We start from the raw sequence: 14,069 nt of genomic DNA on the forward strand, positions 1-14,069 counted from the left end.
ACGGACCCAAGCTCTGGTCACCCTGTGTGGCCGCTCGACTCCGCCCATGTGCCCAGGGTGGCCCCACCGGGCCGCGTGCGCACCCCGGAGGACCGGATTGGCCGTCGATTTTCGGCTGAATGCCCGTCACCTCCCCGTCACCCGCCCGCCGCCGACCGGGCCGGTGATCGCCCCGCCGCCGACCGGGAAGGCCCCGGATGGCATGGTGTCGGCATGCCGACGACCCTCACCCTTCCCGAGCAGTTGGTCCGCACCCGCCGCTTCACGGCGGGCCTGCCCGGTCGGTTCACCATCGCCCCCGACGGCGGCACCGTCCTCTACCTGCGCACCCGCACCGGCGCCGACCCGGTCGGCTGCCTCTGGGCGCTGGACGCCGGCACGGGCGCCGAGCGGCTGCTCTGCGACCCGGCGGAGCTGCTGGCCGGTCCCGAGCAGCTGTCCGAGGCGGAGCGGGTGCGCCGGGAGCGGGCCCGGCAGGGCGGCGCCGGCATCGTCTCCTACGCCACCGACCACGCCGCGGCGCTGGCCGCCTTCACCCTCTCCGGTGAGCTGTGGACGGTGGACACCGCGGGCGGCGCCGCCCGCCGGCTGCCCGCCGAGGCGCCGGTGGTGGACCCGCGGCCGGATCCGACCGGCCGCCGGATCGCCTACCTCAGCGGCGGCGCCCTGCGGGTGATCGAGGCCGACGGCACCGGCGACCGCCCGCTGGCCCTGCCGGACGGGCCCGAGGTCTCGTTCGGCCGCGCGGAGCACGTGGCGGCCGAGTCCACCCACCGCCAGCGCGGTTACTGGTGGGCGCCGGACGGCGAGCGGCTGCTGGTCGCCCGGGTCGACGAGTCCCGGGTGCAGCTCTGGTACCTGGCCGACCCGGCCGAGCCCGCCACTCCCCCGCGCGCGCTGCGCTACCCCTCGGTCGGCACCGCCAATGCCGAGGTCTCGCTCTGGCTCACCGCGCTGGACGGCACCCGCACCGAGCTGCGCTGGGACCGCACCGCCTTCGAGTACCTGATCGCGGCCGGCTGGGACGGGCACGGCCCGTTCGCCGAGGTGCAGAGCCGCGACCAGCGCACCGCCCGACTGCTGGCGGCCGACCCGGCCACCGGTGCGACCGAGCTGCTGCACGAGCGGACCGACCCGCACTGGGTGCAGCTGGTCCGCGGCCTGCCCGCCCGCACCGCCGGCGGCCTGCTGCTCGGCTCCGCCGACCTCGGCGACACCCGGCACCTGACCGTGGCGGGCGAGCCGGTCACCGCCGCGGGCGTGCAGCTGCGCGAGGTGCTCTCGGTGGACGGCGAGACGGTGCTCTTCGCCGCCTCCGAGGAGCCCACCGAGATCCAGCTGTGGAGCTGGGACCCGGAGCACGGCGCCCGCCGGCTCACCGAGGAGCCGGGCGTGCACCACGGCACCCGTCGCGGCGGCACCCTGGTCACCAGCTCCGGGGCGCTGCGGCGGGCGGGCCGCGGCTCGCTGGTCCGGCGGGCCGGCGCGGCGCCGGTGGAGATCGCCTCGGTGGCCGAGCCGGCCGTGCTGGAGCCGCGCGCCGAACTGCTCGCGGTCGGCCCGCGCGGGCTGCGCACCCTGCTGGTGCTGCCGTCCTGGCACCGCGCGGGCGACCCGCCGCTGCCGGTGCTGCTGGACCCGTACGCGGGCCCGGCGATGCAGAAGGTCGTCAATGACCGGAACTGGGCGGTGCTGGTCTCCCAGTGGTTCGCCGAGCAGGGCTTCGCGGTGCTGGTCGCCGACGGCGCCGGGGTGCCGGGCCGTGGCCCGCGCTGGGAGCGCGAGGTGTACGGCGACACCGTCGGCCCCGCCCTGGACGACCAGGTGGCCGCCCTGCACGGGACCGCCGAGCGCCGGCCCGGACTGCTGGACCTGGACCGGGTCGGCATCCGCGGCTGGTCGTTCAGCGGCACCCTGGCCGCCGCCGCGGTGCTGCGCCGCCCCGACGTCTTCCACGCCGCGGTGGCCGGCGCCGCGGTCACCGACCAGCGGCTCTACGACACCCACTGGCGCGAGCGCTTCCTCGGCCACCCGGACGAGCACCCCGAGCGCTACGAGGCCTCCTCACTGCTGCGGGACGCCCCGGCGCTGAGCCGGCCGCTGCTGCTGGTGCACGGGCTGGCGGACGACAACGTCTGGGCGGCCAACACGCTGCGGCTCTCCGCCGCGCTGCTGGCCGCCGGGCGGCCGCACGAGGTGCTGCCGCTCAGCGGCGTCACGCACGCGGCGGTCAGCGCGCCGCTGCTCGACCACCAGGCGGGGTTCCTCCGCCGCCACCTGGGCGTGGTGGAGCGTCCGCTCTAGGGGCGGTCCGACGACTCGCGTCGGACCGCCCCTATGGCTGGACGTCGCTGCGGGCGCAGACCCAGGCGAGCGCGTCGTGCACGCCGCGGGCGTACTCCCGCTGGTCCGGATCGACCCGCAGGTCGAGGTGGCGGACCTGGGCGGCCTGCTGCTCGGCGGCGAGCTGGGCCGGACAGGGGCCCTCGGGTCCGCTGGCCACGCTCGCCGTCACCGGGGCGAGCCGGCCGCGGCCGAGCGCCCAGCGGTAACCGTCGAGCGAGCCGTGGCGGGCGGGTGAGGGTTCGAAGGGGGTTTCGCCGATGTACTCCAGGCGCGCGAGCGCGCTCTCAACCTGCTCCCGGGATCGCGCCCCTACCCGGGACGTCACTTCGTGGCTGGTCATGACCGCAGACTAAGCAGCCGCGCCGGACGGGGCGCACCGGAGACCGCCAAGGGGGCGAACCACCCAGCGTGCCCGCTCCGGGGTGCGCGCGGCGGGCGTCCTGGCCCACACTCGTGAGTGCAAGGACCAACAGGCCGCGCCCCGACCCACGGAGGCTTCCCATGTCCGAGCCGATCGACGACGAGTCCCCCACCCCCGACCACCTGCTGCACACCGGAGCCGAGAATCCGGTCGACCCGGAGGACCTGGTGATGGCCACCGGGCGGGACGTCACCCCGGCGCTCATCGAGCGGGCCAGGCGGGACCTGGCGGAGCACGGAGCGGCCGCGGTGGAGCGGGTGCTTCCCTGACCGCTGCCGTTCGACGCGGCGCCGCAGCCGACCCCGGTCAGCTGCGGCGCCGTCGCCGTACCCAGGAGCGCAGCAGCAGCGCCAGCACGGCGGCGACCGCCACCAGCAGCAGCAGCAGTTGGTAGCGCAGCGCCTGGCGGTAGACCGTGCCGATGTTGCTGCCCGCCAGATAGCCGGCCGCGCTCCAGGCGCCGACCCAGAGCACGGCGCCCAGGACGTTCCAGAGCAGGAACCGGCGCCAGGCCATCTCGGTGGTGCCGGCGATGATGCCGAAGGTCTGGCGCAGCCCGTCGATGAACCGGGCGACCAGCACCACCCGGCCGCCGTTGCGGGTGAAGAAGTCCTCGGCCTTGTGCTGCCGGGCGGCGGTCAGGCCGAGGTAGCGGCCGTAGCGGTGCACCAGGGCGCGACCGCCGGAGCGGCCGAGCAGGTAGCCGAGGCAGCCGCCGATGACCGCGCCGGCCAGCGCGACCGCCACCACCCCGGGCAGCGAGAGCCGGTCCGCGCCCGCGTAGACCGCGGCCAGGATCAGCAGGGTCTGGCCGGGCACCGGCACCGCGCAGTTGTCCAGCAGCACCAGCAGCCCGACCGCCAGGTAGCCGTAGTGCTCCAGGAACGGGGCCAGTGCGGCCAGCGGTCCCGGCAGCTCGGGCGTGGCGGGGGCGGTCATCAGGGGACCTCCTCCGACTGTCCGTAGGCGCACATTGTCGCAGGCCTGTGACAGAGAACGCGTATGCATTGGTCCGTTTCCTCATCTTTTCTGCATAGAGTGCGAACCATGTCTTCGTCGAAAATGGGCTCGTTCGTCCGGAATGGCCGCCTGGCCGCCAAGTTCCTCGGGGCCAGCGCCGTGGCCGGTGTGCTGACGGCCGGGGTCGCGGTGCCGGCGGTCGGCGCCATCGGCCTGACCGCGAAGAGCGCCACCGACGACTTCCAGAACCTGCCGGACGACTTCACCACGCCGCCGCTCACCCAGTCCTCGACGATCTACGACGCCGCGGGCAACGTGATGGCCACCGTCTGGGACCGGGACCGCACCGTGGTGCCGAGCGACCAGATATCCCCGCTGGTGAAGTCCGCGCTGGTGGACATCGAGGACAACCGGTTCTACGAGCACGGGGCGGTCGACCCCAAGGGCGTGCTCCGGGCGATCGGCAACAACGCGGGCGGCGGCGGCACCCAGGGCGCCTCCACGCTGACCCAGCAGTACGTGAAGAACGTCTTCGTGGAGGAGGCGGGCGACGACCAGCAGGCGGTGCTGGCGGCGCAGGCGCAGACGGTGGGGCGCAAGCTCAAGGAGATGAAGTACGCGATCAAGGTCGAGGAGACCCTGAGCAAGGACCAGATCCTCACCAACTACCTGAACATCACCTTCTTCGGCGAGCAGGCCTACGGCGTGGAGGCGGCCGCCGAGCGCTACTTCAGCGTGCACGCCAAGGACCTAACGCTGCCGCAGGCCGCGCTGCTGGCCGGCCTGGTGCAGTCGCCCAGCGGCTACGACCCGGTGGCCAACCCCAAGGCGGCCAAGGAGCGCCGGGACACCGTGCTGAAGAAGATGGCCCAGTACGGCACGATCAGCCAGGCCGACGCGGACGCCGCGCTCAACACCCCGGTCCAGCTGAACGTCACCGCGCCGCAGCAGGGCTGCATCACCGCCCAGCAGGGCGAGGGCTTCTTCTGCGACTACGTGAAGGACCAGGTGCTCAACGACCCGGCCTTCGGCTCCAGCTCCGCCGCCCGGCAGGCGCTCTGGAAGCGCGGCGGGCTGCAGATCCACACCACCCTGGACCCGAAGGCGCAGGCCGCGCTGCAGTCCTCGGTGACCAGCCACGTCTACGCCACCGACCAGGCGGCCACCGCGATGAGCGTGGTGCAGCCCGGCACCGGCAAGATCGTGGCGATGGGCCAGAGCCGGCCGTACGGCGTGCACGCCAACCAGACCCAGATCAACTACAACGTCGAGAAGGCGATGGGCGGCGGCCAGGGCTTCTCCACCGGTTCGACCTTCAAGCCGATCGTCGCGGCGGCGGCGCTGGAGGCCGGCATCTCGCCGTCCCAGTCCTACGACTCGCCGTACAGCATGACCTGGCCGGACATGACGGACTGCACCGGCGGCAAGTGGCCGGGCAAGAAGACCGGGACGGTGCACAACGACGCCACCTCGCTGGTCGGCCCGTTCACCATGGGCCCGGCGATGGCGGCCTCGGTGAACACCTACTTCGCCTCGCTGGAGGGTGACGTGGGCCTGTGCTCGGTGGCCCAGATGGCCAACAAGCTGGGCATCACCCAGCAGGCCGGCGGCAACCCGCTGGCCGTCACCCCCGCGATGGCGCTCGGCTCCAACGCGCTGACGCCGCTGGAGATGGCCAACGTCTACGCGACCTTCGCGGCGCACGGCACCTACTGCAAGCCGACCGCGATCGACAGCGTGACCGGTCCGGACGGCAAGCCGATCGCGGTGCCGCAGAACCAGTGCGCCGCCGCGATGTCCACGCAGACGGCGGACCAGATCACCACCATGCTCAAGGGCGTGGTGCAGGACGGCACCGGCGCCCCCGCCGGCCTGACCGACCGGGACAGCGCGGGCAAGACCGGTACCACCAACGAGAGCAAGCAGGTCTGGTTCGTCGGCTACACCCCCGAGCTGGCGGGCGCGACCGTGGTGACCGACACCGACAGCCCGAAGCAGCTGGACGGGCAGAGCATCGGCGGCAAGGTGATCGGCCAGGCCTTCGGCGGCACGCTGGCCGGCCCGATCTGGCGGGACGCGATGTCGGGCGCGCTGAAGGGGACCGACCCGACGCCGCTGACCACGGTGCCGCTGCAGTAGCGCGGGCTCCGCTCCGCTTGGAGGCGCCTTCCGGGTTTCCCGGGGGGCGCCTCTTCGCCGTTGCGCGCGGGTCGCGTTGACAGCGGCGGGGCGGGTGACCCAGGATCACTTATTGGAAACGGCTTTCATTTCCAAAGAGAGGATCCAGCCCATGTCCCTGAGCGTCTCCCCCGACCTGCTCGCCCAGGCCGAGGCCGGCGAGGTCGCCGAGGCCGACTTCATCGCCACGGTGCGCGACTCGCTCCCCTACGCGTACTCGATGGTCGCCGGCCTCACCGGCCAACTCGCCGACAGTACCGCTCCGTTCGCCGACAACCAGGTCGAGCCCCCGTCCGACGCCGAACGCGGCCAGCTCCTGCGCGCCATGGCCAGCGACGCCATCCGCGGCAGCCTGGAACGCCACTTCGACGTCCGCCTGGCCTTCATGAACTGCCACCGCGTCGCGGTCTTCCCCGTCGGCGCCGAGCAGGGAGCGGCCTACCGCGAGTTCACCTCGATGCGGGCGCAGCTGCTCAACCAGACGCCCGAGCTGCGGAGTTGCTGACGGGGATGTGAGGGGCAGAGCCCGCCCCCTACGCCAACGCCGCGGGGCCTGGGTTCCGAGCTCAAAGCTCGGAACCCAGGCCCCGCGGCGTTGTACCGACGCTTGGTCAGCTCTCCTTGCCCCGCGCGGAGGCGACGGCCGCGGCCAGCGCCTCCTTGATGCGCGGGCCGAGGCGGGCGAAGCCCAGCTCCTTCATCGCAGCGCGCAGCAGTTCGTCGTCGCTGCGCGTGGTGTAGTCGCTGTCGATCCAGCGGACCAGGGAGAGCAGTTCCTCGGCGCTGTACGCGGTGATCGGGCGGCCGGGCGTCAGCTCGGGCCGCTTCGGGCGCCGGACACGACGGGCAGCAGGGGTCGCCTCGGGCTCCTCGGCAACGGCCTCCGCCTCGACCACGGGCTCGGCCTCGACCACGGGCTCCTCGACCACGGCCTCCTCGACCACGGCCTCGGCCCCGACGACCGCAGGGGCCTCGGGGGCCTCCTCTACGACGGTCTCCTCGGCGACCGGCTCCTCCACCACAGCCACCGGCTCAGACTCAGGCTCAGCTTCGGCCTCGGGCTCCGTCTCGGTCTCGGTCTCCGCAGCGACCTCCACTTCGGCAACCTCTACGACCGCCTCAACCTCGGCCTCGACCACGGCCTCGGCCACCACCTCAACGGCGACCTCAACCTCCGCCGCCGCCTCAATCTCCGGCTCCACCTCGGCCTCGACCTCGACCTCGACCTCGGCCTCCGGCTCCGGCTCGACCTCCACCGGCGTGATCATCTCCAGCGCCGGCTCCGGCGAGGGCGACGGGATCACGATCAGATCCACGTCCACCGCAACCTCGGTCCCGGCCTTCGCCGCAGCCTCCGCAGCCCCGTCCGCCATCACCCCGGCGTCCGGGTCCCCGGCCACCTCGAAGTCGGCGACCCGCTCCGACTCCAGCTCCCCGAACTCCTCCAGCTCCTCCTCCAGCGCCGGCGCATCCCCCTCGCCCCGGTGCGCCGCCCAGGCCGCCTTCGCCGCCGCGCGGTCCGCGCGCTGCTCGGTCAGCGACGCCAGCAGCTCGTCGATCCCGGCCGCGTCCAGGGCGGCGCGCAGGGTGCGCAGTTCGGGGAGGCGGTAGAGGGTGCCCTCGTCCGCGGCCAGGTCCTCGACCAGGGCCGCGAGCTCGTCGAACCCGAGTGCGGTCAGCTCACGCCCCGCCAGCAGGCGTGCCAGCTCGCGCAGTCCGCCCTCCAGGCTGTCCGCGCACTGGCTGGTGAGCTCGAGCAGTTCGGCGTCGACCGGGCGGGCGACGGCGCCGGCGGCCGGGGCGAGCGCCTGCCACTCCTCGCGCTCGCCGGCCGCGGCGACCAGGGCGGCGTGCAGGGCGTCGCGGCGCGGGCGGTCGGCGACCGCGAGGCGGCGGGCCTCGGCGCGCAGCTTGCGGCGGCGGCCCCAGGAGATCTTCACGCCGCGCTCCTTGCGCCATCCGCTGGTGGCGGTGGCGGCGGCGAGCGCGTCCAGGTCGGCCTGGTAGGCGTCCGCACAGAGCGTGCCGGCGGTCGCGCCGACCCTGCGCAGCAGGCCGACCAGCGTCACCACCTCGGCCACCGTGGCGGGTTCGCGCAGCGCGGCCTCGGCGGCGAGCCGGTCGGCGGCCTCGCGCAGCGCGTTGAGGTCGCCGCCGCGCACCTCGGCGAGCGCGGTGGAGGCCGCGCGGGCCTCCTCGGCGCCGGTGACGGTGGTGGCTGCGGCGTACCAGGCATGGGTGTCGGCGGTGAGCGTGAAGCCGCCGAGTTCGGCGTACCTGAGCAGGTTCTCGCCCAGGTCCGGTGCGGGGTCGGGCACCGACTCCGCGGAGCGGTCCTGCGGCGGTACGTCGGCGTTCTGCACGGGAAGCACTGTCATGGGGATCGTCCGGATTCGTGGCGGGGAGGCTGCTAGGTACGGGCGCCGGGGCGGTGGAGCGCGATCCGCTTCCGGTGTCCGTGCTGGTAGGTCAGGATACGGGTGGGCGTTCGACGCTTGCACGCACCCGGCCTTCGCTGCAGCCACTGTGCCGCGCCACTGCCGCCACCGGTGGTGTGACACGCGCCGAACCGGCTCCGCACACCCCGGGCGGACCCTTCGTCACACCCGTTCCGGGCCCTCGTTCGGAGATGACGGGGTACCCGAACCGCTGACGGGCGGTCAGCCGTTGGGAGCCGTGACCGCCGGGTCCGCCACAACGGGGGCCGGGCGGCGAGGCGTTCGACGGCCCGCTCGGCACGCCTCCGGCCGCTTCCCCCAGTTCGCCCTCCACACCTTCACTCACTCTTTCCCCTTCGGACGCCGCTCCTTCAGCTTCGGGAGGCGGTCGAGCAGCACGTCCAGCCCGGCCGACAGCTCCGCCACCCGGTCATAGTCGGCGGACAGCGGCACCGTCTCGCGCAGCCGGGGGTACTCGGCGGCCGGCAGCCGGTGCAGGCCGAGGCGCAGCAGCGGGTCGGGCTCGTCCGGGTTGTCCACCACCGGGCGCTTCTCCACCAGCAGGTAGCCGAGCACCCAGCCGACCAGCGAGCGGTAGATCCGCAGCGTGGTCCGGTCGTCGTAGCCGGCCGAGCTGATCAGGCCGAGCATCCGCTCGTTCAGCCGCAGCATCGGCGCCGGACGCCGGGAGACCGGCAGCGCCAGCGGCCGGGTCACCACCAGCGGGAAGACCGCCGGATGGGCGTCGGCGACCACGCAGAACACCTCGGCGATCCGGTGCACCTCGCGCCGCCAGCCGGCCCGCACCGGCCCGAGCCGGTCCGTCACCTCCGCGTAGAACGCCTCGACCATCCCGTCGAGCAGGGCCTCCTTGCCCGAGGCGTAGCGGTACAGCGCCATCGGCTCCACCCCGAGCTCGGCCGCCAGCCGCCGCATGGTCAGCGCGCCGAGCCCTTGACGGTCCGCCAGCTCGATCGCCGCCGCCAGCACCCGCGGCCGGGTGAGCCGTGCGCGCCCCATAGGCGCCCCCTGCTCCGCGCTCGCCACCATCTGGGGGCCTCCAGGTTCTCCGCCCCCTTGACTCCCCCGCTTCCGAGGACAAAGCTAAGTATACAAAGTACATGTCGCCCGTACGCGTACGCGGTCGGACAAATCGCCCGGTCTTCATCGGACTGTCACACCGCCGTACGCCCCTGCCCCTGCTGTCCCGGCCGGCCCCGCCGGCCCCCCAGACCCCGCACCGCCGGGGTCGGAAGCTGGTGACACCCATGTCGCGCAGCCACTACCTCGCCCTGCCCGACAGCGACCGCACGCCGCGCCGCGGCGCCGTCGCAGTCGGCCCGGTGAGCCCGTCCGAGAACCTGACCGTCACCGTCTACCTCCGCCGCTCGCCGAACGCACCCCCGCTGCCGAGCCCGACCGAGTACGCCCTGGTCCCGCCGACCCTGCGCCCGGCGCCCGACGACACCGCGCTCGCCGCCGCGGCCGCCGCCGACCCGGCCGACCTGGAGCTGGTCGAGCGCTTCGCCACCGAGCACCACCTACGGGTGGGCACCGTCAACCCGACCGCCCGCAGCCTGCGGCTGACCGGCACCGCGGCCGACCTCTCCGAGGCCTTCCAGGTCACCCTGGCCCGCTACCGCTACCAGGACAGCCGCCAGCGCTGGCGCAGCTACCGCGGCCGTGAGGGCGCGGTGCACGTGCCCGCCGAGCTGGCCGGCGTGGTCACCTCCGTGCTCGGCCTGGACGACCGCCCGCTGGGCGCCAACCTGCTGGCCCGTCAGAGCGCCCGCCTCCCGCTCGACCAACTCGCCTCGGCGAGCGGCGGCGGCCTGCCCGCCGGCACCTTCCTGCCCGGCTCGCTGGCCGCGCCGTACTCCTACCCGCAGGGTCTGGACGGCACCGGCCAGACCATCGCCGTGCTGGCCTTCAACGGCCAGACCCGGGCCGGCGTGCCGTCCGGCGGCTACCGCCTCGCCGCGCTGCAGACCTACTTCACCGAGGTGCTGCGGGTCCCCGTGCCGCAGATCACCGACGTGGTGGTGCACGGTCCGGGCAACGACCCGGGCCAGGACGACGGACAGGGCGATCCCGCCGACAGCACCGGCGAGATCATGCTCGACCTCCAGGTGGTCGGCGCGCTGGCGCCGGGCGCCCGGATCGTCGTCTACTTCACCGAGTTCACCGAGCAGGGCTGGGTGGACGTGCTGAACGCGATCGTCACCGACACGGCCAACAGGCCGGACATCATCTCCTGCAGCTACGGCAACCCGGAGGACGACCCGGGCTCGGCCTGGACCCGGATGGCGATCACCGCCGTGGACCAGGCCTTCGCCCAGGCCGCGCTGCACAACATCAGCATCTGCTGCGCCTCCGGCGACGACGGCTCCCGCGACCAGGGCAGCGACACCCGGGCGCACGCCGACTTCCCGGCCTCCAGCCCGCACGTGCTGGCCGTCGGCGGCACCCGGCTGGTGGCCGACGGCGCGACCGTGGTCAGCGAGACGGTCTGGGACGACGGGCCGGGCAGCGCCACCGGAGGCGGCGTCAGCCGCTGGTTCCCGGTGCCGCCGTGGCAGTCCGGCGTCCAGGTGCCGCCCTCCGCCAACCCGCCGCACCAGCGCGGGCGCGGCGTGCCGGACGTCGCCGCGCTGGCCGACCCGCAGACCGGTGTGATGATCATCAGCGTGGACGGCCAGCACATGGTGCAGATCGGCGGCACCAGCGCCGCCGCCCCGCAGTGGTCGGCCCTGCTGGCCCGGGTCAACCAGGGCCTGGGCGTCCCGGTCGGCTTCCTCAACCCGCTGCTCTACGCGCACCTCGGCACCGGCGTGCTGCGCGACATCACCCGCGGCAGCAACGGCGCGTACGCGGCCGGCCCAGGCTGGGACGCCTGCTCGGGCTTCGGCAGCCCGGGCGGCCAGGCCCTGCTGGACGGCCTGAAGCAGCTCGGCGGCACCGCGAGGGAGGTCCGCATCCCGAGCCCGCCGACCGCGGCCGAACCGACCGGGACGCCGGCCTGACGCCCGGTCGGCCCCGGTCCGTCAGGCCAGGTACCCGCCGTCGATGTTCAGCGTGGTGCCGGTGATGAAGGAGGCGGAGGGGCCGGCCAGGAAGGCGATCCCGGCGGCCACCTCCTCCGGCCGGCCGTACCGGCCCAGCGCGCTCAGCGCGCGCTGGGCGTCGGCGGTCGGCCCGTCCTCGGGGTTCATGTCGGTGGCCACCGAGCCGGACTGCACCACGTTCACGGTGATGCCGCGGTGCGCCAGGTCGAGCGCCGCGGCCTTGCTGTAGGCGACGATGGCGGCCTTGGTCGCCGCGTAGTCAGCCATCCCCGGGCGGGTGGGGCGGCTGGCCAGGTTGGAGCCGACGGTGATGATCCGGCCGTCCTCGCCGAGCACGGCCGAGGCGGCCCGGATCGCCGCCGTCACCCCGCCGAGGTTCACCGCCACCTGCTGCTGGAGCGCCGCGGTGTCCGTCTCCGGGTCGTCCACCCGGCCGCCGGCGAACACGCCCGCGTTGTTGACCAGGATGTCGAACCGGCCGAAGTCCTGCGCCACCGCCGCCACCAGCTCCGCGACCTGCGCGGCGTCCGCCTGGTCGGCCCGGTAGGCGGCGGCCCGGACCTGGTGGTCGCGGGTCAGCTCGGCCGCGACCTGCTCCGCCTTGCCGGCCGAGGCGACGTAGCTGATCGCCACGTCCGCGCCCGCCTCGGCGAGCGCCCGGGCGGTGGCCGCGCCGATGCCGCGCGAGCCGCCGGTGACCAGCGCGACCTTGCCGGCGAGGACACGGGTGGTGGTGGCGCCGAGCTGCTGGGTGATGGTCATGGGGTCCCCTCCGCGTACTTCTGTATCGATCGGTATACAAGCGAGAAGGTAGCATATCGATCGGTACAGAAGTCCAGGCCCACCGGCCGCATGTCATCCGATGGAGGGAGGCGCCCGCCCGTGACCGGACGTCCGCGCGAATTCGACCTGGAGGACCGGCTGGACCGCGCCATGCGCGTGTTCTGGCGGCACGGCTACGAGGGCACCTCGCTGGCCGACCTGACCAGCGCGATGGGGATCAACCGGCCCAGCCTCTACGCCGCCTACGGCAACAAGGAGTCGCTCTTCCGCCAGTGCCTGGACCGCTACGGCGAGGGCCCGGCGAGCCACGTCCGCGCCGCCATGGCCGAGCCCACCGCCCGCGCCACCGCCGAGCACCTGCTGCGCGGGGTGATAGCGGTGACCACCCGCGACGAGGGCCCGGGCTGCCTGCTGATCCAGAGCGCCCTCACCACCAGCGCCCAGTCCGAGCCGGTCCGCGCCGAGGTCCGCGCCCGCCGCCTCGCCTCCCAGGAGATGCTGCTGGCCCGCTTCGAACGGGCCCGCGAGGAGGGTGAGTTCGCACCGGAAGTCGACGTGCTCGACCTTGCGCGCTACATCAGCACGGTCTCCTACGGCCTTGCGGTCCAGGCTGCCAACGGCACGGACGCCGCGGCCCTGAACCGCACGGTCGACCTCGCCTTCCGCGCCTGGCCGGACTAGGCGGCGCCTCGGGACGTCGGGCTAGTGGACTTTTCGGCGGCTCCAGGCGGGCGCGACCAGGGCGACCAGTGCCACGGCGAAGCCGATCTGCAGCAGGTGCCGGATCCAGTCGATGCCCGAGGTGTGCCGGACTCCGATCCAGCCGGAGACCGCGTTGCCGAGCAGGGCGCCCCCGGCGCCGAGCAGCATGGTCAGCCAGAGCGGGATGGACTGGGGACCGCGCAGGATCAGGCGGGCGAGCAGCCCGAGCACGAGTCCGATGATGAGGATCCACACGATCTGGAACACGTCGCCTCCCGGGCATGCCGACGGATGGCCCTTTCCCCGAGGCTAGGCGCGTTCCGTGCTCCCCGCCCGTCGCGCCGCGGGGGCCGCCGGTACCCCGGTGACCCCCGCCCGCACCGGGGGATACCCTCGTGCCGGATCTGTTCGAACCGACCGAGGAGGCAGCGGGTGATCCGCTGGGTGTACGCGTTCGTGGACCGACCGCACGACGGATTCACCCGGGCCGCCGAGTTCTGGACGGCCGTCACGGGCACCGCGCTCTCCCCCCGGCGCGGGGCGGACGGCGAGTTCGCCACCTTCCTGCCCGAGGAGCCCGGCACCGACGCCTTCCTCAAGCTGCAGGGCGTCGGCGAGCCGGTCCGCGGCGCCCACCTCGACCTGTGCACCGACGACGTGCCGGGCCTGGCCGACCGCGCCACAGCGCTGGGCGCCACCGTCACGGCCGACTACGGCACCCTGGTGGTCTTCGCCTCCCCCGCCGGCCTGCCGTTCTGCGTGGTGGCCTGGCAGGGCGAGCACCGGCGCCCCGGGGTGTTCCGGGAGACCCGGGCGGACCAGCTCGCGATCGACGTCGCGGCCGACCTGTTCGAGGAGGAGACGCGGTTCTGGGCCGCGCTCACCGACTGGCCCCTGTACACCGGCTCCCAGCCGGAGTTCCGCGTCCTGCAGTCCCCGCCGGAGCTGCCGGTGCGGCTGCTGCTGCACCGGCTGGACGAGCCCCGCCCGGTCGGCGCCCACCTGGACCTGGCCTGCACGGACGTGGCGGCGACCCGCGCGGCGCACCGGGAGCTGGGCGCCCAGGTGCTGGCCGAGCACCCGCGCTGGACGGCGATGCGCGACCCGGCCGGCGGCACCTACTGCCTGACGGGCCGTGACCCGCGGACCGGGCGGGTGCCCGTCTGACGTCACCCG

The 14,069-nt window shown here is 74.2% G+C and carries 13 protein-coding genes; 7 read left to right on the top strand and 6 right to left on the bottom strand.

Annotation, left to right across the window (positions count from 1 at the left end; translation table 11 throughout):
- The first annotated feature begins 213 nt into the window (after positions 1-213).
- Positions 214-2,304, top strand: a complete 2,091-nt coding sequence (locus ACFYNO_RS18765; RefSeq protein ID WP_388012934.1) for a prolyl oligopeptidase family serine peptidase — start codon at positions 214-216, stop codon at positions 2,302-2,304.
- A gap of 31 nt (positions 2,305-2,335) precedes the next feature.
- Here the strand turns inward: ACFYNO_RS18765 and ACFYNO_RS18770 are convergent, their stop codons facing one another.
- Positions 2,336-2,686, bottom strand: coding sequence for a hypothetical protein (locus tag ACFYNO_RS18770; RefSeq protein ID WP_388012937.1), 351 nt, complete (start codon positions 2,684-2,686; stop codon positions 2,336-2,338).
- A gap of 161 nt (positions 2,687-2,847) precedes the next feature.
- Between ACFYNO_RS18770 and ACFYNO_RS18775 the strand changes: the two genes are divergently transcribed.
- Positions 2,848-3,036, top strand: a complete 189-nt coding sequence (locus ACFYNO_RS18775; RefSeq protein ID WP_388012940.1) for a hypothetical protein — start codon at positions 2,848-2,850, stop codon at positions 3,034-3,036.
- 37 nt (positions 3,037-3,073) lie between these two features.
- Here the strand turns inward: ACFYNO_RS18775 and ACFYNO_RS18780 are convergent, their stop codons facing one another.
- Complete coding sequence (locus ACFYNO_RS18780) at positions 3,074-3,706, bottom strand: DedA family protein (protein WP_388012943.1); 633 nt, start codon at positions 3,704-3,706, stop codon at positions 3,074-3,076.
- A 108-nt stretch (positions 3,707-3,814) separates the two neighbouring features.
- Between ACFYNO_RS18780 and ACFYNO_RS18785 the strand changes: the two genes are divergently transcribed.
- Positions 3,815-5,866 (top strand): transglycosylase domain-containing protein, encoded by a 2,052-nt coding sequence (locus ACFYNO_RS18785; protein ID WP_388012946.1) that lies wholly within the window; start codon positions 3,815-3,817, stop codon positions 5,864-5,866.
- Between the two features lie 151 nt (positions 5,867-6,017).
- Positions 6,018-6,410 carry an SCO5389 family protein gene (locus ACFYNO_RS18790; RefSeq protein ID WP_388012949.1) on the top strand — a complete coding sequence of 131 codons (393 nt, stop codon included), beginning with the start codon at positions 6,018-6,020 and terminating at the stop codon, positions 6,408-6,410.
- A gap of 106 nt (positions 6,411-6,516) precedes the next feature.
- Here the strand turns inward: ACFYNO_RS18790 and ACFYNO_RS18795 are convergent, their stop codons facing one another.
- Positions 6,517-8,283, bottom strand: coding sequence for a hypothetical protein (locus ACFYNO_RS18795; protein ID WP_388012952.1), 1,767 nt, complete (start codon positions 8,281-8,283; stop codon positions 6,517-6,519).
- A gap of 402 nt (positions 8,284-8,685) precedes the next feature.
- The gene (locus ACFYNO_RS18800) at positions 8,686-9,363 is read right to left on the bottom strand and encodes a TetR/AcrR family transcriptional regulator (protein WP_388012955.1); all 678 of its coding nucleotides are present in this window, start codon (positions 9,361-9,363) and stop codon (positions 8,686-8,688) included.
- 248 nt (positions 9,364-9,611) lie between these two features.
- Between ACFYNO_RS18800 and ACFYNO_RS18805 the strand changes: the two genes are divergently transcribed.
- Positions 9,612-11,366 (top strand): S8 family serine peptidase, encoded by a 1,755-nt coding sequence (locus tag ACFYNO_RS18805; protein ID WP_388012958.1) that lies wholly within the window; start codon positions 9,612-9,614, stop codon positions 11,364-11,366.
- Between the two features lie 21 nt (positions 11,367-11,387).
- On the opposite strand, the gene ACFYNO_RS18810 is transcribed toward ACFYNO_RS18805, so the two are convergent.
- Complete coding sequence (locus tag ACFYNO_RS18810; protein WP_388012961.1) at positions 11,388-12,170, bottom strand: SDR family NAD(P)-dependent oxidoreductase; 783 nt, start codon at positions 12,168-12,170, stop codon at positions 11,388-11,390.
- Between the two features lie 120 nt (positions 12,171-12,290).
- Here ACFYNO_RS18810 and ACFYNO_RS18815 point away from each other — a divergent pair, with 120 nt between their 5' ends.
- Entirely contained in the window at positions 12,291-12,872 is a 582-nt protein-coding gene (locus ACFYNO_RS18815) for a TetR/AcrR family transcriptional regulator (RefSeq protein WP_388012964.1), read from the top strand.
- 21 nt (positions 12,873-12,893) lie between these two features.
- Here ACFYNO_RS18815 and ACFYNO_RS18820 read toward each other — a convergent pair whose 3' ends face one another.
- Positions 12,894-13,160, bottom strand: a complete 267-nt coding sequence (locus ACFYNO_RS18820) for a GlsB/YeaQ/YmgE family stress response membrane protein (protein ID WP_388012967.1) — start codon at positions 13,158-13,160, stop codon at positions 12,894-12,896.
- A 165-nt stretch (positions 13,161-13,325) separates the two neighbouring features.
- Between ACFYNO_RS18820 and ACFYNO_RS18825 the strand changes: the two genes are divergently transcribed.
- Complete coding sequence (locus ACFYNO_RS18825) at positions 13,326-14,060, top strand: VOC family protein (protein WP_388012970.1); 735 nt, start codon at positions 13,326-13,328, stop codon at positions 14,058-14,060.
- The last annotated feature ends 9 nt before the right edge of the window (positions 14,061-14,069 follow it).

This window comes from Kitasatospora sp. NPDC006697 (genome assembly GCF_042869935.1).
GTDB lineage: Bacteria > Actinomycetota > Actinomycetes > Streptomycetales > Streptomycetaceae > Kitasatospora.